Origin of the sequence: Streptomyces sp. NPDC048481 (assembly GCF_043200075.1) — a bacterium.
Lineage (GTDB): Bacteria > Actinomycetota > Actinomycetes > Streptomycetales > Streptomycetaceae > Streptomyces.
The window spans coordinates 1,150,151-1,172,356 of record NZ_JBICXC010000001.1 but is presented as its reverse complement, the minus strand read 5'-3'; the positions used below and the strand labels follow the sequence as shown (position 1 = coordinate 1,172,356).

Genomic DNA, 22,206 nt, shown 5'->3' with positions numbered 1-22,206 from the left:
ACGGGGTGCCCGTAGAGTGGGATCGGGTGCACGCGTCCTGGGGGTGGTGGCGTGGCCGACGGCGGTCCGGTGGTCCACGGTTTTCCGCATCTGGAGACGGTGCGGGCGGCCGTCACGGCGTTGTACCGGCGGTTGTCGTACGACACGGTCCGGCAGTTCGCGGCGAGTGTTCCGCCGGCCGATGTGGCGTTCTGCGACGCGGACGATCTGCATCTGGGTGCGCAGCGGGTGGCGCGTGAGCTGGTGCGGCATTTCCGGTTGCCGGACGCGCGGATGATCGTGGCGTTCCGTGGGATGGAGCATGCGGCGAACGTGGAGCTGACGGCGGGGCCGGAGTACTTCGTGGAGCTGAACGACCGTTTCCGGGGGCATCGGCGGGACATCGGGGCGGCTCTGGCGCACGAGATCATGCATGTGTATCTGCACCGGCTGGACCTGTCGTTCCCGGGGACGCGGGACAACGAGATCCTCACGGACACGGCGACGACGTATCTGGGGGCGGGGTGGCTGCTGCTGGACGCGTACCGGGAGGACGGGGCGTCGTCGCAGAAGCTGGGGTATCTGACGCCGGAGGAGTTCGGGTACGTGCTGGCGAAGCGGTCGCTGGCGTTCGGTGAGGATCCGTCGGTGTGGTTCACCAGTGCGCAGGCGTACGCGGCGTACGGACGGGGGCTGGAGCGGGCCCGGCGTGACGAGCGGGTGCCGCCGCTGACGGCGGCGGGCTGGGCGGGGCGGCGGCGGTACGCCCGTGACCGGCGTCAGGCGCAGGGCCACGGGGGCGGGGGCGCGGGCGCGGGGGATGTGTCGTACGCGTTCGCGGCGGACGCGGGCGGGCCGCTGCGGGTGATGTTCCCGTGTCCGACGTGTCACCAGCGGATCCGGGTGCCGGTGCAGGGCCGGGTGCGGGTTCGGTGCGGGTTGTGCCGCACGGTGCTGGAGTGCGACACCTAGCTGGGTCTGTGGGGTGGGCGGGGGGTGAGCCGGTGTGCGGGGTGGGCGGCCGGTCTCGTCCGGTCCCGGTCCCGGTGGTCAGGTGCCGGTGGTCAGGTGCCGTAGACCGGGCCGGGGGGTGTGGCGTCGGCGAGGAGCCGGCGGACGGCCTCCCCGGCTTCGGCGGGGGTGCGGCGGGTGCCGTGGTCGGCGGTCGGGCCGGGACGCCAGCCGTCCATGACGGTGATGCGGCCGCCCTCGGTCTCGAAGACGCGTCCGGTGACGCCCTGGCTGGCGGTGGAGCCGAGCCAGACGACGAGCGGGGAGACGTTCTCGGGGGCCATGGCGTCGAAGCCGGTGGCGGGGGCGGCCATGGTCTCGGCGAAGGTGTGCCGGGTCATGCGGGTGCGGGCGGCGGGGGCGATGGCGTTGACGTGGACGCCGTAGCGGGCGAGTTCGGCGGCGGCGACGAGGGTCAGGGCGACGATGCCGGCCTTGGCGGCGCTGTAGTTGGCCTGTCCGAGGGAGCCGAGCAGCCCGGCGCCGCTGGAGGTGTTGACGACGCGGGCGGCGGGCATGCGGCCGGCCTTGGCCTCGGCGCGCCAGTGTGCGGCGGCGTGTCTGAGGGTGAGGAAGTGGCCCTTGAGGTGGACGCGCAGGACGGCGTCCCAGTCGTCCTCGTCGAGGTTGACGAGCATGCGGTCGCGCAGGAAGCCGGCGTTGTTGACGAGGGTGTCGAGGCGGCCGTAGGCGTGCAGGGCGGTCGTGACGAGGGAGGCGGCGCCGTCGGTGGTGGCGATGTCGCCGCCGTGGGCGATCGCGTCGCCGCCGGCCGCGCGGATCTCCGCGGCGACGGCGGCGGCCGCGCCGCCGGAGCGGGGGCCGGGGGCGGGGGCGCCGGTGGGGCGGGGGGTGTCCGGGGTGCCGTCGAGGGCGACGTCGAGGTCGTTGACGACGACGCGGGCGCCCTGCGCGGCGAAGGCGAGGGCGTGGGCGCGTCCGAGGCCGCGTCCGGCGCCGGTGACGACGACGACGCGGCCGTCGCACAGTGCGCTCATCTCAGGACTCCTTGTCCGGTTGCCGGGCCGTCGCGGTGTCGAGGAAGGCGGGCCGTTCGCCGCCTCCGTGCAGGAGCAGGCTCGCCCCGCTGATGTAGCGGGCGGCGTCGGAGGCGAGGAAGACGGCGGCCGCGCCGACGTCGGCGGGTTCGGCGAGGCGGCCGAGCGGGACGGTACGGGCGACGGCGCGCAGGCCGTCGTCGTCGCCGTAGTGGAGGTGGCTCTGTTCGGTGTGGACCATGCCGACGACGAGGGTGTTGACGCGCACCAGGGGGGCCCATTCGACGGCCATGGAGCGGGCGAGGTTCTCCAGTCCGGCCTTGGCGGCGCCGTATGCGGCGGTGCCGGGTGAGGGGCGGGTCCCGCTGACGCTGCCGACCATGAGGACGCAGCCCCGCGCGCGGGCGAGGTGGTCGTGGGCGGCGAGGGACACGGTCAGGGGGGCGAGGAGGTTGAGTTCGATCACGCGCGCGTGCCGGTGGGCGTCGGCGTGGGCGAGGGGGCGGTGCGGGGCGCCGCCGGCGTTGTTGACGAGGACGTCGAGGCGGGGCAGCGCGGCGAAGAAGGCGTCGACGGCGGCGGCGTCGCGTACGTCGAGGGGGAGGTAGCGGGCGTGGGTGAGGGGGGCGGGCGGGGGGCGGCGGGCGCAGACGACGACGTCGGCGCCGGCGCGGGCGAGGGAGCGCGCGATGCCGGCGCCCACGCCGCGGGTGCCTCCGGTGACGACGGCGACCTTTCCGTTCAGCTCCATTCGCTGCTACCTTCCGCCTAACAAACGTTTGGTGGAAAGGTAGCTGATGCTTCCATGGGTGTCTCCACCTCGTCCCCGGAAAAGGGGATTTCGCTGGTCGTGGTCGACTTCCCGCCGGTGAACGCGCTGCCGGTGGCGGGCTGGTTCGCGCTAGCGGACGCGGTGCGCGCGGCGGGCCGGGATCCGGCGACACGGTGCGTGGTGCTCGCGGCCTCGGGCCGGGGGTTCAACGCGGGCGTCGACATCAAGGAGATCCAGGCGCGGGGCGGGCCGGCGCTGGTGGGCGCGAACCGCGGCTGCTTCGAGGCGTTCGCGGCGGTGTACGAGTGCGAGGTGCCCGTGGTGGCGGCGGTGCGGGGCTTCTGCCTGGGCGGCGGGATCGGTCTGGTGGGCAACGCGGACGTGATCGTGGCGAGCGAGGACGCCGTGTTCGGGCTGCCGGAGCTGGACCGGGGCGCGCTGGGCGCGGCGACGCATCTGGCCCGGCTGGTGCCCGGGCATCTGCTGCGGGCCCTGTACTACACGGCGCGCACGGTGTCGGCGGCCGAGCTGCACGCGCACGGCTCGGTGTGGCGGGTGGTCGCGCCGGACGGACTGGAGCGGGCGGCGCTGGAGCTGGCCGGGGAGATCGCGGCGAAGGACGGTGAGCTGGTGCGGCTGGCGAAGGCCGCTCTCAACGGCATCGATCCCGTCGACGTGCGTCGCAGTTACCGCTTCGAGCAGGGCTTCACCTACGAGGCGAGCGTCGCCGGCGTCGCCGACCGGGTGCGCAGCGCGTTCGGTTCGGCGGCCGACGGAAGGGGCCGGGATGAGCGACAGGACGATGAGTGACAAGACGATGAGCGCCGAGGAGGCCGTCTCCCGGCTGGAGAGCGGCATGACGGTCGGCATCGGCGGCTGGGGCTCGCGGCGCAAGCCGATGGCGCTGGTGCGGGCGCTGCTGCGCTCGCCGGTCACGGACCTGACGGTGGTGTCGTACGGCGGCCCGGACGTCGGCATGCTCGCGGCGGCCGGGCGGGTGCGCAGGGTGGTCGCCGCGTTCGCCACCCTCGACTCGATCCCGCTGGAGCCGCACTACCGGGCGGCCCGTGAGCGGGGGGCGTTCGAGCTGACGGAGGTCGACGAGGCGATGTTCCTGTGGGGGCTGCGCGCGGCGGCGCACCGGCTGCCGTTCCTGCCGGTGCGCGCGGGCGTCGGCTCGGACGTGATGCGGGTCAATCCGGGGCTGCGCACGGTGACGTCGCCGTACGAGGACGGGGAGACGTTCGTGGCGATGCCGGCGTTGCGGCTGGATGCGGCGCTGGTGCACGTCAACCGGGCCGACCGGCGGGGCAACGGGCAGTACCTGGGCCCGGATCCGTACTTCGACGACCTGTTCTGCGAGGCCGCGGACGCGGCGTACGTGAGCTGTGAGCGGATCGTCGACACGGCGGAGCTGACGAAGGAGGGGCCGCCGCAGTCGCTGCTGATCAAGCGGCACACGGTGACGGGGGTCGTGGAGGCGCCTCAGGGCGCGCACTTCACGTCGTGCGCGCCCGACTACGGGCGGGACGAGGCGTTCCAGAGGGTGTACGCGACGACGCCGTGGCCGCAGTTCGCGGCGCGCTTCCTCACGGGGGACGAGCGGGCGTACCGGGCGGCGGCCGGGGAGGCGACGTGAGCGCGGTGACGCGGGCGGAGTACTGCGTGGTCGCGTGCGCGGAGGCGTGGCGGGGGGCGGGCGAGATCCTGGCGAGTCCGATGGGCGTGATCCCCTCGGTCGGCGCGCGGCTGGCCCTGCGCACGTTCTCCCCGGAGCTGCTGCTGACCGACGGCGAGGCGCTGCTCGTGGGGGTGGACGGCGCGGTGGAGGGCTGGCTGCCCTACCGGTCGCATCTGGAGCTGGTCACGGGGGGCAGGCGGCACGTGATGATGGGCGCGAGCCAGATCGACCGGTACGGCAACCAGAACATCTCCTGCATCGGCGACTGGGCGAAGCCGGTGCGCCAGTTGCTGGGGGTGCGGGGTGCGCCGGTCAACACCTTGAACAATCCGACCAGTTACTGGGTGCCCCGGCATTCGCGGCGAGTGTTCGTGGAGAAGGTCGACATGGTGTGCGGGGTGGGGTACGACCGTGCGGGCGGCGCGCGGTATCACCGCATCCCGCGGGTGGTGTCCGATCTCGGCGTCTTCGACTTCGCGACTCCCGACCGCTCGATGCGGCTGGCGTCGCTGCATCCGGGGGTGAGCGTGGAGGAGGTGCGCGGGGCGACGGGGTTCGAGCTGGCGGTTGCGGCGGATGTGCCGTTCACGAGGGAGCCGACGGCCGAGGAGCTGCGGTTGATCCGTGAGGTGATCGATCCGGACGGGGTCCGCGCGCGGGAGGTCGCCGGCTGATGGAGACGGCCTTGACCCGGCTGGTCGGGGTGCGCCACCCGATCGTGCAGACCGGGATGGGATGGGTGGCGGGGCCGCGTCTGGTGTCGGCGGCGGCGAACGCGGGGGCGCTGGGCGTGCTGGCGTCGGCCACGATGACGCTGGACCAGTTGCGGGCGGCGGTGCGGGAGGTGCGGGCGCGCACGGACGCGCCGTTCGGCGTCAATCTGCGGGCCGACGCGGCGGACGCGGGCGACCGGGTGCGGATCGTCGTCGACGAGGGGGTGCGGGTGGCGTCGTTCGCGCTCGCGCCGTCCCGTGAGCTGATCGCCGAGCTGAAGGGGGCCGGTGTGGTCGTGATGCCCTCGGTCGGGGCACGCCGGCATGCCGAGAAGGTCGTCGCGTGGGGGGCGGACGCGGTGATCGTGCAGGGCGGGGAGGGCGGCGGGCACACCGGCGAGGTGGCGACGACGGTGCTGCTGCCGCAGGTGGTGGACGCGGTGGACGTGCCGGTCGTGGCGGCGGGCGGGTTCTTCGACGGCCGGGGGCTGGCGGCGGCGCTGGCGTACGGTGCCGCGGGCGTGGCCATGGGGACGCGGTTCCTGCTCACGTCGGACTCGCCGGTCCCGGACGCGGTGAAGGCGCGCTATCTGGCGGCGGGCGTGCGGGACGTCACGGTCACCCGGGCGGTGGACGGACTTCCGCACCGCATGCTGCGCTCGGAGCTGGTCGGGGCGCTGGAGGACGCGGGGCGTGCCGCGGCCCTGCTGCGGGCGGTGCGGCACGCGGCCGCGTTCCGCAGGCTGTCGGGGCTGACCTGGCGGCAGATGGTCCGCGACGGGCTGGCGCTGCGGCACGGCAGGGATCTGTCCTGGAGTCAGGTGCTGCTCGCGGCGAACACGCCGATGCTGTTGCGGTCGGCGATGGTGGAAGGGCGCACGGACGCGGGGGTGATGGCGGCCGGTCAGGTCGCCGGGGTGATCGGCGACCTGCCGTCGTGCGCGGAGCTGGTGGGGCGGGTGATGGGGCAGGCGGAGGGGGTGCTGGCGTCGCTGGAGGGCTTCAGAGCCGTTCGATGACGGTCACGTTGGCCTGGCCGCCGCCTTCGCACATGGTCTGGAGGCCGTAGCGGCCGCCGGTGCGTTCGAGTTCGTGCAGGAGGGTCGTCATCAGTTTCGCGCCGGTCGCGCCGAGGGGGTGGCCCAGCGCGATGGCGCCGCCGTTGACGTTGACCCGGTCGGGGTCGGCGCCGGTCTCCTTCAGCCAGGCCAGGACGACGGGGGCGAAGGCCTCGTTGATCTCGACGAGGTCGATGTCGTCGATCGTGAGGCCGGTCTTCTCCAGGGCGTGCGCGGTGGCCGGGATGGGGGCGGTGAGCATGCGGACGGGATCCTCGCCGCGTACGGAGAGGTGGTGCACGCGCGCGCGGGGGCGCAGCCTGTGAGTGCGCACGGCGGCCTCGGAGGCGAGCAGCAGGGCGGCCGCTCCGTCGGAGACCTGTGAGGAGCAGGCCGCGGTGACGGTGCCGCCCTCGATGACGGGCTTGAGCGCGGCCATCTTCTCCAGGGTGGTGTCCCGGCGCGGCCCTTCGTCGGCGGTGACGTCGCCGAGGGCGGCGGTCTCGCGGGTGAAGCGGCCCTCGTCGAGGGCGCGGACGGCCCGGCGGTGCGAGCGCAGGGCGAACTCTTCCTGGTCGCGGCGGGTGATGCCCCACTTGGCGGCGATCATCTCGGCGCCGGCGAACTGGTTGACGGGCCGGTCGCCGTAGCGGGCGCGCCAGCCTTCGCTGCCCGCGAAGGGGCCCTCGGTGAAGCCGAGCGGTGCGGCGGCCTGCCGGGTGGCGAAGGCGATCGGGATCTGCGACATGTTCTGCACGCCGCCCGCGACGACCAGGTCCTGGGTGCCCGACAGGACGCCCTGCGCGGCGAAGTGCACGGCCTGCTGCGAGGATCCGCACTGGCGGTCCACGGTCACGCCGGGCACCTCCTCGGGCAGTCCCGCGGCCAGCCAGCAGGTCCGCGCGATGTCCCCGGCCTGGGGTCCGACGGTGTCCAGGCAGCCGAAGACGACGTCCTCGACGGCGGCGGGGTCGACGCCCGCGCGGGCGAGGAGTTCCTTGAGGACGTGCGCCCCGAGGTCGGCCGGGTGCACCCGGGACAGACCTCCCGCGCGCCGCCCCACGGGGGTACGGACCGCTTCGACGATGTAGGCCTCGGCCATGGCGACTCCCTCGGGGGAAGGGGCGGTTGCTCGGACTGTTCACCTGCGGCTGTGCTGGTGCGGTCGTCGGTCTGCGCTGCCGGTCGGCGGTTGTTCGGTCGGGGCGGCCGCCGGTGTGCGGCCGTTCGGCCGGGGCCGGCCGTTACGGCTGTCGTACGGCGATGCCGTCCAGCACCATCGACAGGTACTGGCGGGCGATCTCCTCGGGGCTGTGCTGTCCGCCGGGCCGGTTCCAGGAGGCGGCGACCCAGACGGTGTCGCGGACGAAGCGGTAGGTGAGCCGGACGTCGAGGTCGGCGCGGAACACGCCGTCCGCCACGCCGCGTTCCAGTGTGGACAGCCACGCCTTCTCGAACCTGCGCTGCGACTCGGCGAGGAACGCGAACCGTTCCTGCGCGACGAGCTGGCGGCTCTCCTTCTGGTAGATCGCGACGGCGGCGCGGTGCCGGTCGATCTCCCGGAACGACTCGGTGACCAGCGCTTCGAGGGTCTCGCGGGGGCCTTCTCCGGCGGCGAGGACGGTGTCGTAGCCGCTCCACAGCTCGTCGAGGAAGGTGCGCAGGATCTCTTCGAGCATCGACTCCTTGGAGTCGAAGTGGTAGTAGAGGCTGCCCGCGAGCATGCCCGCGTGGTCGGCGATCTTGCGCACGGTGGTGGCGTTGTAGCCCTGCTCGGCGAAGACCTCGGCGGCCGTGTCGAGCAGTTCGCCGCGGCGCGCGGGCGCGGCGGTCACCTGGGGCTTCTTCTTGGTCGGCACGGGTCCATTGTGGGCTGCTCCGGTCGTCAGGCGTGCTGGCTGCTGACGGCGACGACCTCGCCCGTCATGTACGAGGAGTAGTCCGAGGCCAGGAAGACGATCACGTTGGCCACCTCCCAGGGCTGCGCGTACCGTCCGAAGGCCTCGCGTTCGGTGAGCTGTTCCAGCAGTTCGGGGGTGGTGACCTTCACCAGGTGGGGGTGCATGGCAAGGCTCGGCGCGACGGCGTTGACGCGTACCCCGTGGGGGGCGGCCTCGACGGCGGCGCAGCGGGTCAGGGCCATCACGCCCGCCTTGGCGGCGGCGTAGTGCGCCTGTCCGGCCTGGGCGCGCCAGCCGGCGACGGAGGCGTTGTTGACGATGACGCCACCGCCGCTGGTGCGCATCAGCCGCAGGGCGGCCCTGGTGCAGCGGAAGGTGCCGTTGAGGGTGACGTCGAGGACCCGTGTCCACTGGTCGTCGCTCATGTCGGCGAGCGGTGCGGTGCCGCCCAGTCCGGCGTTGTTGACGACGACGTCCAGGCGTCCGTGGGCGGCGACGGCGGCGTCGAACAGGGCGCGCACCTGGCGCTCGTCGGTGACGTCGCAGGGTTGTGCCGTGACCGCTCGGGGGCCGAACTCCTCGGCGAGTTCCGCCTCGTGGGCCTTGAGCCGGCGCGGGTGGGCGTCGCTGATCAGGACGCGTGCGCCCTCTTCGAGGAAGCGGCGGGCGGTGGCCGCGCCGATGCCCGTGCCGGCGGCGGCGGTGACGACGGCGCTGCGTCCGTGGAGCAGCGTGTGCCCGGGAACGTACGGCGGACCCTCGACGTTCGTCATGACAGCACGCTAACCTACCAAACACTTGTTAGGGAAGAACGTCCGGGAAAGAGGGTGGCCGTGGACCTCGCACACTCCCCCGCCGACGAGGCGTTCCGCGCCGAGGCAAGGGCCTGGCTGCGCGCGCACGTGCCGGCGGAGCCGCTGCCGTCCCTGGAGACCGCCGAGGGCTTCGCCGCGCACCGCGCGTGGGAGGCCGAGCTGGCGGCCGGCGGCTGGTCGGCGGTCAACTGGCCGGCGCGCTACGGCGGCCGGGACTGCGGGCTGACGCGCTGGCTGCTGTTCGAGGAGGAGTACTGGGCGGCGGGCGCGCCGGGCCGGGTCGGCCAGAACGGCGTGAGCCTGCTCGCCCCCACCCTGTTCGAGCACGGCACCGAGGAGCAGCGCTCCCGTGTGCTGCCCCCGATGGCCGCCGGCGAGGTCGTCTGGGCGCAGGCCTGGTCGGAGCCGGAGGCCGGCTCGGACCTGGCGTCGCTGCGCGCGAGGGCGGTCCGCGCGGACGGCGGCTGGCGGCTGAGCGGGCAGAAGGCGTGGTCCTCGCGCGCGGCGTTCGCCGACCGGGCCTTCGGCCTGTTCCGCACCGATCCCGGCGCGGACGCGCCGCACCGGGGCCTGGGCTACTTCATGTTCGACCTGCGGGCCCCCGGCGTCACGGTCCGCCCGGTCGGCCGCCTGGACGGGAAGCCGGCCTTCGCCGAGCTGTTCCTGGACGACGTGTTCGTGCCGGACGAGGACGTGATCGGCCGGCCGGGCGACGGCTGGCGCATCGCGATGTCGACGGCGGCCGACGAACGCGGGCTCACCCTGCGCTCCCCCGGCCGCTTCCTCGCCTCGGCCGCGCGGCTGCACGCGCTCTGGCAGGACCGGGGCGGGCCGCCCGAGGCGGCGGACCGGGTCGCCGACGCCCTGATCGGCGCGCGCGCGTACCAGTTGTTCACCTGGGCGGCCGCCTCGCGCGTCCTGGCCGGCGAGCGGCTCGGGCCGGAGTCGAGCCTGAACAAGGTGTTCTGGTCGGAGTACGACATCGCGCTGCACGAGACCGCGCTGGACCTGCTGGGCGAGGACGGGGAGACGGGCGACACCCCGTGGGCCGAGGGGTACGTCTTCGCGCTGGCCGGGCCGATCTACGCGGGCGCCAACGAGATCCAGCGCGACATCGTCGCCGAGCGCCTGCTCGGCCTGCCGAAGGGACGCCGCACATGACCTCCTCGCAGGCGCCCGTGCCGGTGCGGTTCCTGCTGGACGCCGAACAGCGGGCGTTCGCGCGGTCGCTGGACGCGATGCTGGGCGCGGCCGGCACGGCGGCGGCGGTCCGCGACTGGAGCCGCGGGGACCGGGCGCGCGGGTGGGCGCTGTGGTCCCGGATAGCGGATGCGGGCGTGTTCGCCCTGGCGGTCCCGGAGAAGTACGAAGGGCTCGGGCCCCGGCCGGTGGACCTGGCCGTGGCCTTCGTGGAGCTGGGGCGGCACGCGGTTCCCGGCCCGCTGGTGGAGACGGTCGCCGCGGCGGCCCTGCTGTCCGGGCCGGGGCCCGCCGAGCGCTTCCTCGCGGGGCTGGCCTCGGGCCGCTCGGCGGCCACGGTCACCCACGAGGGCCGCCACGCCCTGGACGGCGACGCGGTCCCGCTCCGGCTGGCGCTGGCCGCCGACGGCCTGCGGCTCGCGCCCGGTCACGGCCCGGTGCGGCCATCCCTGGACCCGGCCCGGCGGCTGACCCGGCTGTCGCCGGGCGGCGAACTCCTCGACGCGGCGCCGGACGTGGACCGCGCGCTGCGGTGGGCGCGGCTCGCCACGGCCGCCCAGGCCCTCGGCGTGGGCCTCGCGCTGCTGGAGCGGACGGTGGAGCATGTGCGCCGGCGTGTGCAGTTCGGGGCGCCGATCGGCTCGTTCCAGGCGGTCAAGCACCGGCTGGCGGACGTGAAGATCGCCCTGGAGTTCGCCCGTCCCCTGGTGCTGGGGGCCGCCGTGACGATGACGGCGGCGGACGTGGCGGCGGCGAAGGCGAGCGCCGGCGAGGCGGCCTACGCCAGTGCGCGCGCCGCGTTGCAACTGCACGGGGCGCTCGGCTACACGGCGGAGTACGACCTGTCGCTCTGGCTCACCAAGGCAGCCGCCCTGCGCACGGCCTGGGGCACGCCCGGCGAGTGCCGGGCCGAGGTGCTGCGGGCCCGCGGCCAGGCGCACTGATCACGAGCGCCTCACGCGGTCACCTTGGCGACGAACGCGGCGAGGTTGGCCACCGTGCGGGCGATCTTCTCCTCCAGCGTGATCGTCTCGTGCAGCCGGGCGCCGGCGCCCGCGTCCCGCTTGCCCCGCACATACAGCGAACAGGCGAGGTCGCTGCAGATGTAGGCCCCCACGGAGTTGCCCTGCTGGCCGGCCCTGCCCGCCTTGGGGGCGACCATCAGGCTGACGCCCCCGGAGTGGGTGGTCAGGCACATCGTGCACATGCTGCGCCGGGACTGCCCCCAGCCGGAGGCGGTCGCGCGCAGCTGGAGCGCTCTGAGGCGGCCGTCGAGTTCGACCGCGAGGTAGGCGCGGTCGGGGGCCTGGGGGTCGCGCCAGCCGAGGTAGTCCAGGTCGTCCCAGGGCCGGTCGGCCAGGTCGCGTGGCACGGCCAGGCGCTTGGCCTCGCCCTTGGTGCAGTTCACGAACGTGGCGCGGATCTGCTGTTCGGTCAGCGGCTTCATAACGGTCAGGCTAATTTGCCTAAAGGTTTTAGGCAAATGCTTAAGTCGTTACGGGTAGCGCATAATGGCCGTCGGCGGACGGCGCGCTGCGGCGAGCCACCAAACCGGGCGGGAGACGACCATGGGGCGCGTAGGGCTGAGCACGGAACGCCTGGTCAGGGCAGGTGCGGAACTGGCCGACGAGGTGGGCTTCGACCAGGTGACCGTCTCGGCGCTGGCCAGGCGCTTCGACGTCAAGGTCGCGAGCCTGTACTCGCACGTGAAGAACTCCGACGATCTGCGGACCCGGATCGCCCTGCTGGCGCTCGCCGAGCTGGCCGACCGGGGCGACGTCGCGCTGGCCGGGCGGGCCGGCAAGGACGCCCTGACCGCGCTGGCCGACGTCTACCGCGACTACGCCCGCGAGCACCCCGGCCGCTACGCCGCGGCCCAGCTGCGGCTGGACCCCGAGACGGCGGCCGCGAGCGCGGGCGGCCGGCACGCCCGGATGACCCGCGCGATCCTGCGCGGCTACGACCTCGCCGAGCCCGACCAGACGCACGCCGTCCGCCTGCTCGGCAGCGTCTTCCACGGCTACGTCAGCCTGGAACTGGGCGGCGGCTTCAGCCACAGCGCCCCCGACACCCAGGAGACCTGGACCCGGATCCTGGACGCCCTCGACGTACTGCTGCGCTCCTGGCCCACAGAGCGCTGAGGGCCGGGCGGGGGCCGGCGGGGGCGGACGCAGGCCGGGTGTTCCGGGGGGGGCGTCAGTGCCCGGCCCCGGCCCCCTCCCTGCCCGTGCCCCTACCTGTGGCCGTGCTCCTGCCCGTGCCCCGCGGTCAGCTCCCGGTACTCCCGCGCGGTCGGCTTGGGGATGTGGCTGCCGGCGCCGAACATGGCCCGCGCCAGACGCGCCCGCACCCGCTCGCCCACGGTGACCGGCCGGCGCACACCGTTGTCGTCGACGAGCGGACCGATCGCGTACGGCGGGTGCTGCTCGTGCTGGGTGAGCGTGAACAGCGCGCCCTGGCCGAGGGGTTCGTGGACCTCGACGTACTCGCCGTGCGGCAGCCGCCTGATGGTGCCCGTCTCCCGCCCGTGCAGCACCTTGTCGCGGTCGCGGCGCTGGAGCCCCAGGCAGATCCGTTTGGTCACGGTGAAGACGATCACCGGGGCGGCGAACACGGACACCCGCACGAACCAGGTGATCGCATTGATGGACAGATGCAGATGCGTGGCCACGATGTCGTTGCCGCCGCCGATCAGCAGCACCGCGTACAGCGCCAGCCAGGCCGCCCCGAGCCCGGTGCGCACGGGCGCGTTGCGCGGCCGGTCCAGGATGTGGTGCTCGCGCCGGTCCCCGGTGATCCACGCCTCGACGAACGGATGGACGCCGATGGCGAGCAGGATCAGCGGGAAGAGGCAGAACGGGATCAGCACGCCCAGCTCCAGGGTGTGGCCCCAGGCGTTGATCTCCCATCCCGGCATGACCCGGATCAGCCCCTCGGAGAAGCCGAGGTACCAGTCGGGCTGGGCGCCGGTCGTCACCAGGTCCGGGCGGTAGGGCCCGAACGCCCACACCGGGTTGACGCTCGCGATCGCGCCCATCACCGCCAGCACGCCGAAGACGAGGAAGAAGAATCCGCCCGCCTTGGCCATGTAGACCGGCATGAACGGCATGCCCACCACGCTCTTCTGGTCGCGGCCCGGCCCCGGGTACTGGGTGTGCTTGTGGAAGAACACCAGGATCAGGTGGGCCACGACGAGCCCCAGCATGATCCCGGGCAGCAGCACATGGATCGGGAAGAACCGCGAGATGATGTCGTGCCCCGGGAACTCCCCGCCGAACAGGAAGAACGACAGGTACGTGCCGACGATCGGCACGGACAGGATCGCCCCGTCCGCGAACCGCACCCCGGTGCCGGACAACAGGTCGTCCGGCAGCGAGTAGCCGGTCAGGCCGGTGAGGATCCCGAGGAACAACAGCAGCCAGCCGAACACCCAGTTGACCTCGCGCGGCTTGCGGAACGCGCCGGTGAAGAACACCCGCATCATGTGCACGAGCATCCCGGTGACGAAGACCAGCGCCGCCCAGTGGTGGATCTGCCGGATCAGCAGCCCGCCGCGCACGTCGAAGCTGATGCGCAGGGTCGACTCGTAGGCCTTCGTCATGGTGACGCCGTTGAGCGGGACGTACGTGCCGTGGTACACGACCTCGGCGCTGCTCGGCTCGAAGAACAGGGTGAGCCAGACGCCGGTCAGGAGCAGCACGAGGAAGCTGTACAGGCAGATCTCGCCCAGCATGAACGACCAGTGGTCCGGGAACACCTTGCGCAGATTGGCCTTCGCCAGCGTGTACAGGCCCAGCCGGCCGTCGGCCCAGTCGGCGACCCGCTCACCCCGGCCGGGCTCGCCCCTTCTCCCCGAACTCCCCCCGCCCGCGCCCTCGTTCACCGATCGCGCGCTGTCAGCCATGCGTCGTCGCCTCCCCCTCGGATCAACTTCCTCAGGGTGCCACGGGGGACCGGCCGAGCCAACGGTGCGGACGTCGGCGGGCGGCGGGCCCGGCTACGCCGTGACGATCCCCCGGGCCCGCGCGGCCGCCAGCCACTGCGGGAACTCGCGCACCAGCCGGTCGTACAGTTCGGCGTCCGCGACCGCTCGCGGATCCGGGCCGGCATGGAAGAAGCCGGCGTTGTCGACGGCCCGTTTCGCCGGCACGGGCAGTTCGTCGAGCCTGCGCAGGAAGTCGAACTGCTTGCTGCCGCGGTCGCCGAAGCCGACGAACTGCCAGAACAGCGGCAGCTTCGAGGCCTTGCAGAGATACCGTTCGGCGGCGAGCTTGTTGATGGGCCCGCCGTCGGTCTGGAAGACGACGAGCGCGGGCATCTTGGAGCCGCTGTCGAGGTAGTGGTCGATGACGGCGTCCATGGCCACGTGGTAACTGGTCCTCCCCATGTGCCCGAGCCCGGCCACGATGCGGTCCACGCGGCCGAGGTGGTCGTCGAGGGCGATCTCGGCGACGGCGTCGATGTCGGTGGAGAAGAGGACGACCGGCACCCTCCCGTCGTCGTCGAGGTGCGCCGACAGCCCCAGCACCCGTTCGGCCAGGGCCTGCACGGTGCCGTCCCGGTAGTACGGCTTCATCGAGCCCGAGTGGTCGAGGACGAGGTACACGGCGGCCCGCAGGTCGTCGAGACCATGCTCGGCGAGGGACGCTCCGGCGCTCTTGTAGAGATCGACCAGCGCGGGCGCGGCCTGCTGGACCTTCGTGAGACTGATCGCGGCCATGGCGCACAGCCTCCCACACCGGCCGCTGTTCGCCCGTCTGTTCGCCCGTCTGTGCGCACATGGGCCAATGAGGATGAAATGACAAAGAGCATGACATGCCCGCTCTAGGGTGTGCGGCATGAAACGTGCCGCCGCCCTGGTCTGCGCCGCAGTGGCGTCGACGGTGTACCTGCTCATCCCCTCGCAGACCTCGGGCCCCTCCCAGGACGAGGACCCGGTGCGGCGCGAGCGCCCCGCACAGGCCGAACGCCGCCCGCAGCCCGCCCGTCCGGCGTCTTCCGCGCCGCCCGCACGGTCCGCGCCGGCGTCGCCCCCCGCCCGGCCCGTGCCGCCCGCCCGGCCGGCGGCCGGCACGGGGGCGGCGGTGCCCGGTCTCGCCGCGCCGGCCCGCAAGGAGGTGGCCCAGCAGATCGTGGCCAGCGCGGAGAACGGCACCCTCGACTGGCGCGGGGCGTACGGCTACGTCGAGGACATCGGCGACGGCCAGGGCTACACGGCCGGCCTGATCGGCTTCTGCACCGGCACCAGCGATCTGCTCTCCCTCGTCGAGGACTACACCCGCGCCCACCCCGACAACGCGCTCGCCCCGTATCTGCCCGCCCTGCGCCGCGTCGACGGCACCGACTCGCACGAGGGCCTCGACCCCGGCTTCCCGGAAGCCTGGCGCGCCGAGTCACGCGTCCCCGCCTTCCGGGCGGCGCAGGACGCCCAGCGCGACCGCGTCTACTTCGATCCGGCGGTGCGCCGGGGCCGGGCCGACGGGCTGGGCGCGCTGGGCCAGTTCATCTACTACGACGCCCTCGTCTTCCACGGCCCCGGCACGGGACCGACCAGCTTCGACGGCATCCGCGCCCGTGCGATGCGCCAGGCCCGCACCCCGGCCCAGGGCGGCGACGAGACCGCCTACCTCGACGCGTTCCTCGACGCCCGCCGCCGCGCCATGATCGTCCGGCACCCCGGCGTCGACACCTCACGCGTCGACACCACCCAGCGCCGCTTCCTGCGCGAGGGCAACCTCGGCCTGCGGCCGCCGTTGCGCTGGCAGGTCTACGGAGAGACGTTCCGGGTCCCGTAGGGGAACGCCCGGCCGCAGTCCCCCGGGGCGCCGTGGACATGCCGCGGCGCCTGCCGGTCCGGTCGGGGACGTGGCAGGCGCCGCGTGTGTTCCGCACGCCTTTGTACGGGACGTTTCGGGGTTCCCCCGATGCGGGGGATCAGACCATCAGCGAGCGGTCCGTCGGGCGGATCGGGGCGGGCAGCTCGCTCGCGCCGGTGAGGAACCGGTCGACGCCGCGGGCGGCCGAGCGGCCCTCCGCGATCGCCCACACGATGAGCGACTGGCCGCGGCCGGCGTCACCGGCGACGTACACGCCCGGCACGTTGGTCGCGAAGTCGGCGTCGCGGGCGATGTTGCCGCGCTCGTCGAGCTCCAGGCCGAACTGCTCGACGAGACCGTTGTCGCGGTCCGTGCCGGTGAAGCCCATGGCCAGCGTCACCAGCTGGGCGGGGATCTTGCGCTCGGTGCCCGGCTTCTGGGTCAGCCTGCCCTCGACGAACTCGACCTCGGTGAGGTGCAGCCACTGGACGTTGCCGTCCTCGTCGCCCTCGAAGTGGGTGGTGGAGACGGAGTAGACCCGCTCGCCGCCCTCCTCGTGCGCGGAGGTCACCTTGTACAGCATCGGGAAGGTCGGCCACGGCTGGGACACCGCGTCCCGCTCCTCGCCCGGGCGGGGCATGATCTCCAGCTGGGTGACCGAGGCCGCGCCCTGGCGGTGGGCGGTGCCCACGCAGTCCGCGCCCGTGTCGCCGCCGCCGATGACGACGACGTGCTTGCCCTGGGCCGAGACCGGGGGCGCCACGAAGTCGCCCTCCTGCACCTTGTTGGCCAGCGGCAGGTACTCCATCGCCTGGTACACGCCCTTGAGTTCACGGCCGGGGACCGGCAGATCGCGGGCGGTGGTGGCGCCGGCGGCGATGACGACGGCGTCGTAGCGCTTCTTGAGGTCGGTCGCCTTGAGGTCGCGGCCGATCTCGATGCCGGTGCGGAAGCGGGTGCCCTCCGCGCGCATCTGCTCGATGCGGCGGTTGATGTGCCGCTTCTCCATCTTGAACTCGGGGATGCCGTACCGCAGGAGGCCGCCGATGCGGTCCGCGCGCTCGTAGACGGCGACCGTGTGACCGGCCCGCGTCAGCTGCTGGGCGGCGGCCAGACCGGCCGGGCCCGAACCGATGACCGCGACGGTCTTGCCGGACAGGCGCTCGGGGGCCTGCGGGGCGACGTCCCCGGTCTCCCACGCCTTGTCGATGATCGAGACCTCGACGTTCTTGATGGTGACCGGCGGCTGGTTGATGCCGAGCACGCACGCCGACTCGCAGGGAGCCGGGCACAGCCGCCCGGTGAACTCCGGGAAGTTGTTGGTGGCGTGCAGCCGCTCCGACGCCGCCGACCAGTCCTCGCGGTAGGCGTAGTCGTTCCACTCGGGGATCAGGTTCCCCAGCGGACAGCCGTTGTGGCAGAACGGGATGCCGCAGTCCATGCACCGGCTGGCCTGCTTGCCGATGATCGGCAGCAGCGAGCCGGGGACGTAGACCTCGTTCCAGTCCTTCAGCCGTACGTCGACGGGACGGGACTTGGCGACCTCGCGGCCGTGGTTCAAAAAGCCCTTCGGGTCAGCCATTGGTCGCCGCCTCCATCATCTTCTCGGTGATCTCGGACTCGGAGAGTCCCGCCTGCTCGGCGGCGTCCTTGGCGGCGAGCACTGCCTTGTAGGCACTGGGAATGATCTTGCTGAAACGCTCGGCCGCCGCGTCCCAGTCGGCCAGCAGCTTCTCGGCGACCGTGGAGCCGGTCTCCTCGGCGTGGCGGCGCACCACGTCGTGCAGCCACTGCTTGTCGGCCTCGTCCGGCGTCTCGACGGCGGCGAGGTTGCCGGCGTTGACGTTGTCGCGGTTCAGGTCGATCACGTAGGCGATGCCGCCCGACATGCCGGCCGCGAAGTTGCGGCCCGTCTCGCCGAGGACCACCGCGTGGCCGCCGGTCATGTACTCGCAGCCGTGGTCGCCCACGCCCTCGGAGACGACCGTCGCGCCGGAGTTGCGCACGCAGAACCGCTCGCCGGTGCGGCCGCGCAGGAACAGCTCGCCGCCGGTCGCACCGTAGGCGATGGTGTTGCCCGCGATGGTGGAGTACTCGGCGAGGTGGTCGGCGCCCCGGTCGGGACGGACGATCACCCGGCCGCCGGACAGGCCCTTGCCGACGTAGTCGTTGGCGTCGCCCTCCAGGCGCAGCGTGACGCCGCGCGGGAGGAAGGCGCCGAAGGACTGGCCGGCGGAGCCGGTGAAGGTGATGTCGACGGTGTCGTCGGGCAGGCCCGCGCCGCCGAACCGCTTGGTCACCTCGTGGCCGAGCATGGTGCCGACCGTGCGGTTGATGTTGCGGATGGAGACCTGGGCGCGCACCGGCTGGGCGTCGGTCGCGGAGTCCGCGGCGAGGGCGTCGGCGGCCAGCTTGATGAGCTGGTTGTCGAGCGCCTTCTCCAGGCCGTGGTCCTGGGCGACGACCTGGTGCAGGGCGGCTCCCTCGGGCAGCGCCGGCACGTGGAAGAGCGGGGCCAGGTTGAGGCCCTGGGCCTTCCAGTGGTCGACGGCGCGCTCGACGTCGAGGACCTCGGCGTGGCCGACGGCCTCCTCGATCGAGCGGAAGCCCAGCTCGGCGAGGAGTTCGCGGACCTCTTCGGCGATGAACCTGAAGAAGTTGACGACGTACTCGGCCTTGCCTGCGAAGCGGTCGCGCAGGACCGGGTTCTGGGTGGCGATGCCGACGGGGCAGGTGTCCAGGTGGCAGACGCGCATCATGACGCAGCCGGAGACGACGAGCGGCGCGGTCGCGAAACCGAACTCCTCGGCGCCGAGCAGGGCGGCGATGATCACGTCGCGGCCGGTCTTGAGCTGGCCGTCGGTCTGGACGACGATCCGGTCGCGCAGGCCGTTGAGCAGCAGGGTCTGCTGGGTCTCGGCGAGACCGAGCTCCCAGGGGCCGCCCGCGTGCTTGAGCGAGGTGAGCGGGGAGGCGCCGGTGCCGCCGTCGTGGCCGGAGATGAGCACGACGTCCGCGTGAGCCTTGGACACGCCGGCGGCGACGGTGCCGACGCCGACCTCGGAGACCAGCTTCACGTGGATCCGCGCCTGCGGATTCGCGTTCTTCAGGTCGTGGATCAGCTGCGCCAGGTCCTCGATGGAGTAGATGTCGTGGTGCGGCGGCGGGGAGATCAGGCCGACGCCCGGGGTCGAGTGCCGGGTCTTGGCGACCCACGGGTAGACCTTGTGGCCGGGCAGCTGGCCGCCCTCGCCGGGCTTGGCGCCCTGGGCCATCTTGATCTGGATGTCGTCCGCGTTGACCAGGTACTCGGAGGTGACGCCGAAGCGGCCGGAGGCGACCTGCTTGATGCTGGAGCGGCGCGCCGGGTCGTACAGGCGCTCCGGGTCCTCGCCGCCCTCACCGGTGTTGGACTTGCCGCCCAGCTGGTTCATGGCGATGGCGAGGGTCTCGTGCGCCTCCTGGGAGATGGAGCCGTACGACATGGCGCCGGTGGAGAAGCGCTTGACGATCTCGGAGACGGGCTCGACCTCCTCGAGGGGGATCGAGGGGCGGTCCGACTTGAGGCCGAACAGGCCGCGCAGCGTCATGAGGCGCTCGGACTGCTCGTTCACGCGGTCCGTGTACTTCTTGAAGATGTCGTAGCGGGCCGTGCGGGTGGAGTGCTGGAGGCGGAAGACCGTCTCGGGGTCGAACAGGTGCGGCTCGCCCTCGCGGCGCCACTGGTACTCGCCGCCTATGTCGAGCGCGCGGTGCGCCGGGGCGATGCCGGAGGCGGGGTAGGCCTTGGCGTGGCGGGCGGCGACCTCCTTGGCGACGACGTCGATGCCGATGCCGCCGATCTTGGTGGCGGTGCCGCTGAAGTACTTCTCGACGAAGGCGTCGTCGAGGCCGACGGCCTCGAAGACCTGGGCGCCGCGGTAGGAGGCGACGGTGGAGATGCCCATCTTGGACATGACCTTCAGGACGCCCTTGCCGAGGGCGTAGATCAGGTTGCGGATCGCCTGCTCGGGCTCCATGCCGTCGAGGAAGGTGCCCGCGCGCAGCAGGTCCTCGACGGACTCCATCGCCAGGTACGGGTTGACGGCGGCGGCGCCGAAGCCGATGAGCAGGGCGACGTGGTGGACCTCGCGGACGTCGCCGGCCTCGACCAGCAGGCCCACCTGGGTGCGCTGCTTGGTGCGGATGAGGTGGTGGTGGACGGCCGAGGTGAGCAGCAGCGAGGGGATCGGGGCGTGCTCGGCGTCGGAGTGGCGGTCGGACAGGACGATGAGGCGGGCGCCGTTGTCGATGGCGGCGTCGGCCTCGGCGCAGATCTCCTCGATCCGGGCGGCCAGCGCGTCTCCGCCGCCGTGCACCCGGTACAGGCCGGAGAGCGTGGTGGCCTTGAAGCCGGGCATGTCGCCGTCGGCGTTGATGTGGATGAGCTTGGCCAGCTCGTCGTTGTCGATCACCGGGAAGGGCAGGGTGACCGAGCGGCAGGACGCGGCGGTGGGCTCCAGCAGGTTGCCCTCGGGGCCGAGGGAGGAGCGCAGCGAGGTGACGAGCTCCTCGCGGATGGCGTCCAGCGGCGGGTTGGTGACCTGCGCGAACAGCTGCGTGAAGTAGTCGAACAGCAGGCGCGGGCGGGCGGAGAGCGCGGCGATGGGCGAGTCGGTGCCCATGGAGCCGAGGGGCTCGCCGGCGGTCTTGGCCATCGGCGCGAGGATGATGCGCAGCTCTTCCTCGGTGTAGCCGAAGGTCTGCTGGCGGCGGGTGACCGAGGCGTGGGTGTGCACGATGTGCTCGCGCTCGGGGAGGTCGATCAGCTCGATCTCGCCGGCTTCGAGCCATTCGGCGTAGGGGTTCTCGGCGGCGAGCTGGGCCTTGATCTCGTCGTCCTCGATGATGCGGTGCTCGGCGGTGTCGACGAGGAACATGCGGCCGGGCTGGAGGCGGCCCTTGCGGACGACCTTGGCGGGGTCGATGTCGAGGACGCCGACCTCGGAGCCGAGGACGACGAGGCCGTCGTCGGTGACCCAGTAGCGGCCGGGGCGCAGGCCGTTGCGGTCGAGGACCGCGCCGACCTGGGTGCCGTCGGTGAAGGTGACGCAGGCCGGGCCGTCCCAGGGCTCCATCATCGTGGAGTGGAACTGGTAGAAGGCGCGCCGGGCCGGGTCCATGGAGTCGTGGTTCTCCCACGCCTCCGGGATCATCATCAGCACGGAGTGCGGCAGGGAGCGGCCGCCGAGGTGGAGCAGTTCGAGCACCTCGTCGAAGGACGCCGAGTCGGAGGCGTCGGGGGTGCAGACCGGGAAGATCCGCTCGATGGCCTTGTCGTCGGATCCGAACACGTCGGAGACGAGCTGCGACTCGCGGGCGCGCATCCAGTTGCGGTTGCCCTTGACGGTGTTGATCTCGCCGTTGTGGGCGACGAACCGGTAGGGGTGCGCGAGCGGCCACGAGGGGAAGGTGTTCGTGGAGAAGCGGGAGTGGACGAGCGAGACGGCCGAGGCGAAGCGGCGGTCGGACAGGTCCGGGAAGAAGGGCTCGAGCTGGCCGGTGGTCAGCATGCCCTTGTAGACGATCGTCCGCGCGGACAGCGACGGGAAGTACACGCCGGCCTCGCGTTCGGCGCGCTTGCGCAGCACGAACGCCTTGCGGTCGAGGTCGATGCCCTGCGAGCGGCCGTCGGTGACGAAGACCTGGCGGAAGGCGGGCATCGTGGAGCGGGCGGTGGCGCCGAGCAGCTCGGGGGCGACCGGCACCTCGCGCCAGCCGAGGACGGTGAGGCCCTCGTCGTCGGCGATCGTCTCGATGCGCGAGACGGTGTCGGCGAGGCCGTCCTCGGGGAGGAAGGCGATGCCGACGGCGTAGTGGCCGGCCTCGGGCAGCTCGAATCCGGCGACCTCGCGGAAGAAGGCGTCCGGGACCTGGGTCAGGATGCCCGCGCCGTCGCCGGAGTCCGGCTCGGAGCCGGTGGCGCCGCGGTGTTCGAGGTTGCGCAGAACGGTGAGCGCCTGCTCGACCAGCGCATGGCTCGCCTCGCCGGTGAGGGTGGCCACGAAGCCGACGCCGCAGGCGTCGTGCTCGTTGCGGGGGTCGTACATACCCTGCGCAGCAGGGCGAGCATCCATGAAGGACCAGTTCTGGCCATTCGCGGAATGCTGGGACGGCTGGCGCGGCGTACGCATCGGCTCTCCCGTCGTCGTCTCAAGTGGCATGTCTGCTGGCGAAGGGACGACGTTGGCCCTCTGCGTAACGCAAAATTTCGTGCAGGTTA

Annotated in this window: 19 protein-coding genes; 9 read left to right on the top strand and 10 right to left on the bottom strand. The window is 72.8% G+C overall.

The window, feature by feature from the left end; all coding sequences use genetic code 11:
- Nucleotides 1-51 precede the first annotated feature (51 nt).
- On the top strand, nucleotides 52-951 hold the full coding sequence (locus ACGFSH_RS05005) for a hypothetical protein (RefSeq protein WP_393345048.1): 900 nt from the start codon (nucleotides 52-54) through the stop codon (nucleotides 949-951).
- Between the two features lie 92 nt (nucleotides 952-1,043).
- On the opposite strand, the gene ACGFSH_RS05000 is transcribed toward ACGFSH_RS05005, so the two are convergent.
- Both ACGFSH_RS05000 and ACGFSH_RS04995 read right to left on the bottom strand, forming a co-directional pair.
- Entirely contained in the window at nucleotides 1,044-1,988 is a 945-nt protein-coding gene (locus ACGFSH_RS05000) for an SDR family oxidoreductase (protein WP_393345046.1), read from the bottom strand.
- A gap of 1 nt (nucleotide 1,989) precedes the next feature.
- Nucleotides 1,990-2,739, bottom strand: a complete 750-nt coding sequence (locus ACGFSH_RS04995; RefSeq protein WP_393345044.1) for an SDR family oxidoreductase — start codon at nucleotides 2,737-2,739, stop codon at nucleotides 1,990-1,992.
- Nucleotides 2,740-2,793: 54 nt separating this feature from the next.
- On the opposite strand from ACGFSH_RS04995, the gene ACGFSH_RS04990 reads away from it, so the two are divergent.
- The 4 genes from ACGFSH_RS04990 to ACGFSH_RS04975 are packed head-to-tail and all read left to right on the top strand — an operon-like array spanning nucleotide 2,794 to nucleotide 6,173.
- A complete protein-coding gene (locus tag ACGFSH_RS04990) occupies nucleotides 2,794-3,570 on the top strand; it encodes an enoyl-CoA hydratase family protein (RefSeq protein ID WP_393345042.1) in 777 nt (258 codons plus the stop codon).
- Nucleotides 3,563-4,399, top strand: coding sequence for a CoA transferase subunit A (locus ACGFSH_RS04985; protein ID WP_393345489.1), 837 nt, complete (start codon nucleotides 3,563-3,565; stop codon nucleotides 4,397-4,399). Before ACGFSH_RS04990 ends, ACGFSH_RS04985 begins: the two co-directional genes overlap by 8 nt.
- Nucleotides 4,396-5,115, top strand: a complete 720-nt coding sequence (locus ACGFSH_RS04980) for a CoA-transferase subunit beta (protein WP_393345040.1) — start codon at nucleotides 4,396-4,398, stop codon at nucleotides 5,113-5,115. Before ACGFSH_RS04985 ends, ACGFSH_RS04980 begins: the two co-directional genes overlap by 4 nt.
- Complete coding sequence (locus tag ACGFSH_RS04975; protein ID WP_393345038.1) at nucleotides 5,115-6,173, top strand: NAD(P)H-dependent flavin oxidoreductase; 1,059 nt, start codon at nucleotides 5,115-5,117, stop codon at nucleotides 6,171-6,173. Before ACGFSH_RS04980 ends, ACGFSH_RS04975 begins: the two co-directional genes overlap by 1 nt.
- Here ACGFSH_RS04975 and ACGFSH_RS04970 read toward each other — a convergent pair.
- The 3 genes from ACGFSH_RS04970 to ACGFSH_RS04960 all read right to left on the bottom strand — a co-directional run bounded on the left by ACGFSH_RS04970 (nucleotide 6,157) and on the right by ACGFSH_RS04960 (nucleotide 8,886).
- Nucleotides 6,157-7,314: an acetyl-CoA C-acetyltransferase gene (locus ACGFSH_RS04970; protein ID WP_393345036.1), complete on the bottom strand. Its 1,158-nt coding sequence runs from the start codon at nucleotides 7,312-7,314 to the stop codon at nucleotides 6,157-6,159. The genes ACGFSH_RS04975 and ACGFSH_RS04970 overlap by 17 nt on opposite strands.
- Nucleotides 7,315-7,456: 142 nt before the next feature.
- Nucleotides 7,457-8,071 carry a TetR/AcrR family transcriptional regulator gene (locus tag ACGFSH_RS04965; protein WP_393345034.1) on the bottom strand — a complete coding sequence of 205 codons (615 nt, stop codon included), beginning with the start codon at nucleotides 8,069-8,071 and terminating at the stop codon, nucleotides 7,457-7,459.
- Nucleotides 8,072-8,097: 26 nt separating this feature from the next.
- Nucleotides 8,098-8,886: an SDR family oxidoreductase gene (locus ACGFSH_RS04960; RefSeq protein WP_393345032.1), complete on the bottom strand. Its 789-nt coding sequence runs from the start codon at nucleotides 8,884-8,886 to the stop codon at nucleotides 8,098-8,100.
- 60 nt (nucleotides 8,887-8,946) lie between these two features.
- On the opposite strand from ACGFSH_RS04960, the gene ACGFSH_RS04955 reads away from it, so the two are divergent.
- Nucleotides 8,947-10,089: an acyl-CoA dehydrogenase family protein gene (locus ACGFSH_RS04955; RefSeq protein ID WP_393345030.1), complete on the top strand. Its 1,143-nt coding sequence runs from the start codon at nucleotides 8,947-8,949 to the stop codon at nucleotides 10,087-10,089.
- A gap of 23 nt (nucleotides 10,090-10,112) precedes the next feature.
- Nucleotides 10,113-11,072 carry an acyl-CoA dehydrogenase family protein gene (locus ACGFSH_RS04950; RefSeq protein WP_393345487.1) on the top strand — a complete coding sequence of 320 codons (960 nt, stop codon included), beginning with the start codon at nucleotides 10,113-10,115 and terminating at the stop codon, nucleotides 11,070-11,072.
- An 11-nt stretch (nucleotides 11,073-11,083) separates the two neighbouring features.
- Here ACGFSH_RS04950 and ACGFSH_RS04945 read toward each other — a convergent pair whose 3' ends face one another.
- Nucleotides 11,084-11,575, bottom strand: a complete 492-nt coding sequence (locus ACGFSH_RS04945) for an FBP domain-containing protein (protein ID WP_393345028.1) — start codon at nucleotides 11,573-11,575, stop codon at nucleotides 11,084-11,086.
- 121 nt (nucleotides 11,576-11,696) lie between these two features.
- Here ACGFSH_RS04945 and ACGFSH_RS04940 point away from each other — a divergent pair, with 121 nt between their 5' ends.
- Nucleotides 11,697-12,269 carry a TetR/AcrR family transcriptional regulator gene (locus ACGFSH_RS04940; RefSeq protein ID WP_393345026.1) on the top strand — a complete coding sequence of 191 codons (573 nt, stop codon included), beginning with the start codon at nucleotides 11,697-11,699 and terminating at the stop codon, nucleotides 12,267-12,269.
- 92 nt (nucleotides 12,270-12,361) lie between these two features.
- Here ACGFSH_RS04940 and ACGFSH_RS04935 read toward each other — a convergent pair whose 3' ends face one another.
- The gene (locus ACGFSH_RS04935) at nucleotides 12,362-14,032 is read right to left on the bottom strand and encodes a cytochrome bc complex cytochrome b subunit (RefSeq protein WP_393345024.1); all 1,671 of its coding nucleotides are present in this window, start codon (nucleotides 14,030-14,032) and stop codon (nucleotides 12,362-12,364) included.
- Nucleotides 14,033-14,125: 93 nt separating this feature from the next.
- Nucleotides 14,126-14,848, bottom strand: a complete 723-nt coding sequence (locus tag ACGFSH_RS04930) for a vWA domain-containing protein (RefSeq protein WP_393345022.1) — start codon at nucleotides 14,846-14,848, stop codon at nucleotides 14,126-14,128.
- 118 nt (nucleotides 14,849-14,966) lie between these two features.
- Here ACGFSH_RS04930 and ACGFSH_RS04925 point away from each other — a divergent pair, with 118 nt between their 5' ends.
- Complete coding sequence (locus tag ACGFSH_RS04925; RefSeq protein WP_393345020.1) at nucleotides 14,967-15,923, top strand: chitosanase; 957 nt, start codon at nucleotides 14,967-14,969, stop codon at nucleotides 15,921-15,923.
- Nucleotides 15,924-16,062: 139 nt separating this feature from the next.
- Here ACGFSH_RS04925 and ACGFSH_RS04920 read toward each other — a convergent pair whose 3' ends face one another.
- Together ACGFSH_RS04920 and gltB are read right to left on the bottom strand one after the other, a co-directional pair.
- On the bottom strand, nucleotides 16,063-17,526 hold the full coding sequence (locus ACGFSH_RS04920; protein WP_393345019.1) for a glutamate synthase subunit beta: 1,464 nt from the start codon (nucleotides 17,524-17,526) through the stop codon (nucleotides 16,063-16,065).
- Nucleotides 17,519-22,117, bottom strand: coding sequence for a glutamate synthase large subunit (gene gltB, locus ACGFSH_RS04915; protein ID WP_393345017.1), 4,599 nt, complete (start codon nucleotides 22,115-22,117; stop codon nucleotides 17,519-17,521). The genes ACGFSH_RS04920 and gltB overlap by 8 nt, the downstream gene beginning before the upstream one ends.
- Nucleotides 22,118-22,206: the final 89 nt, after the last annotated feature.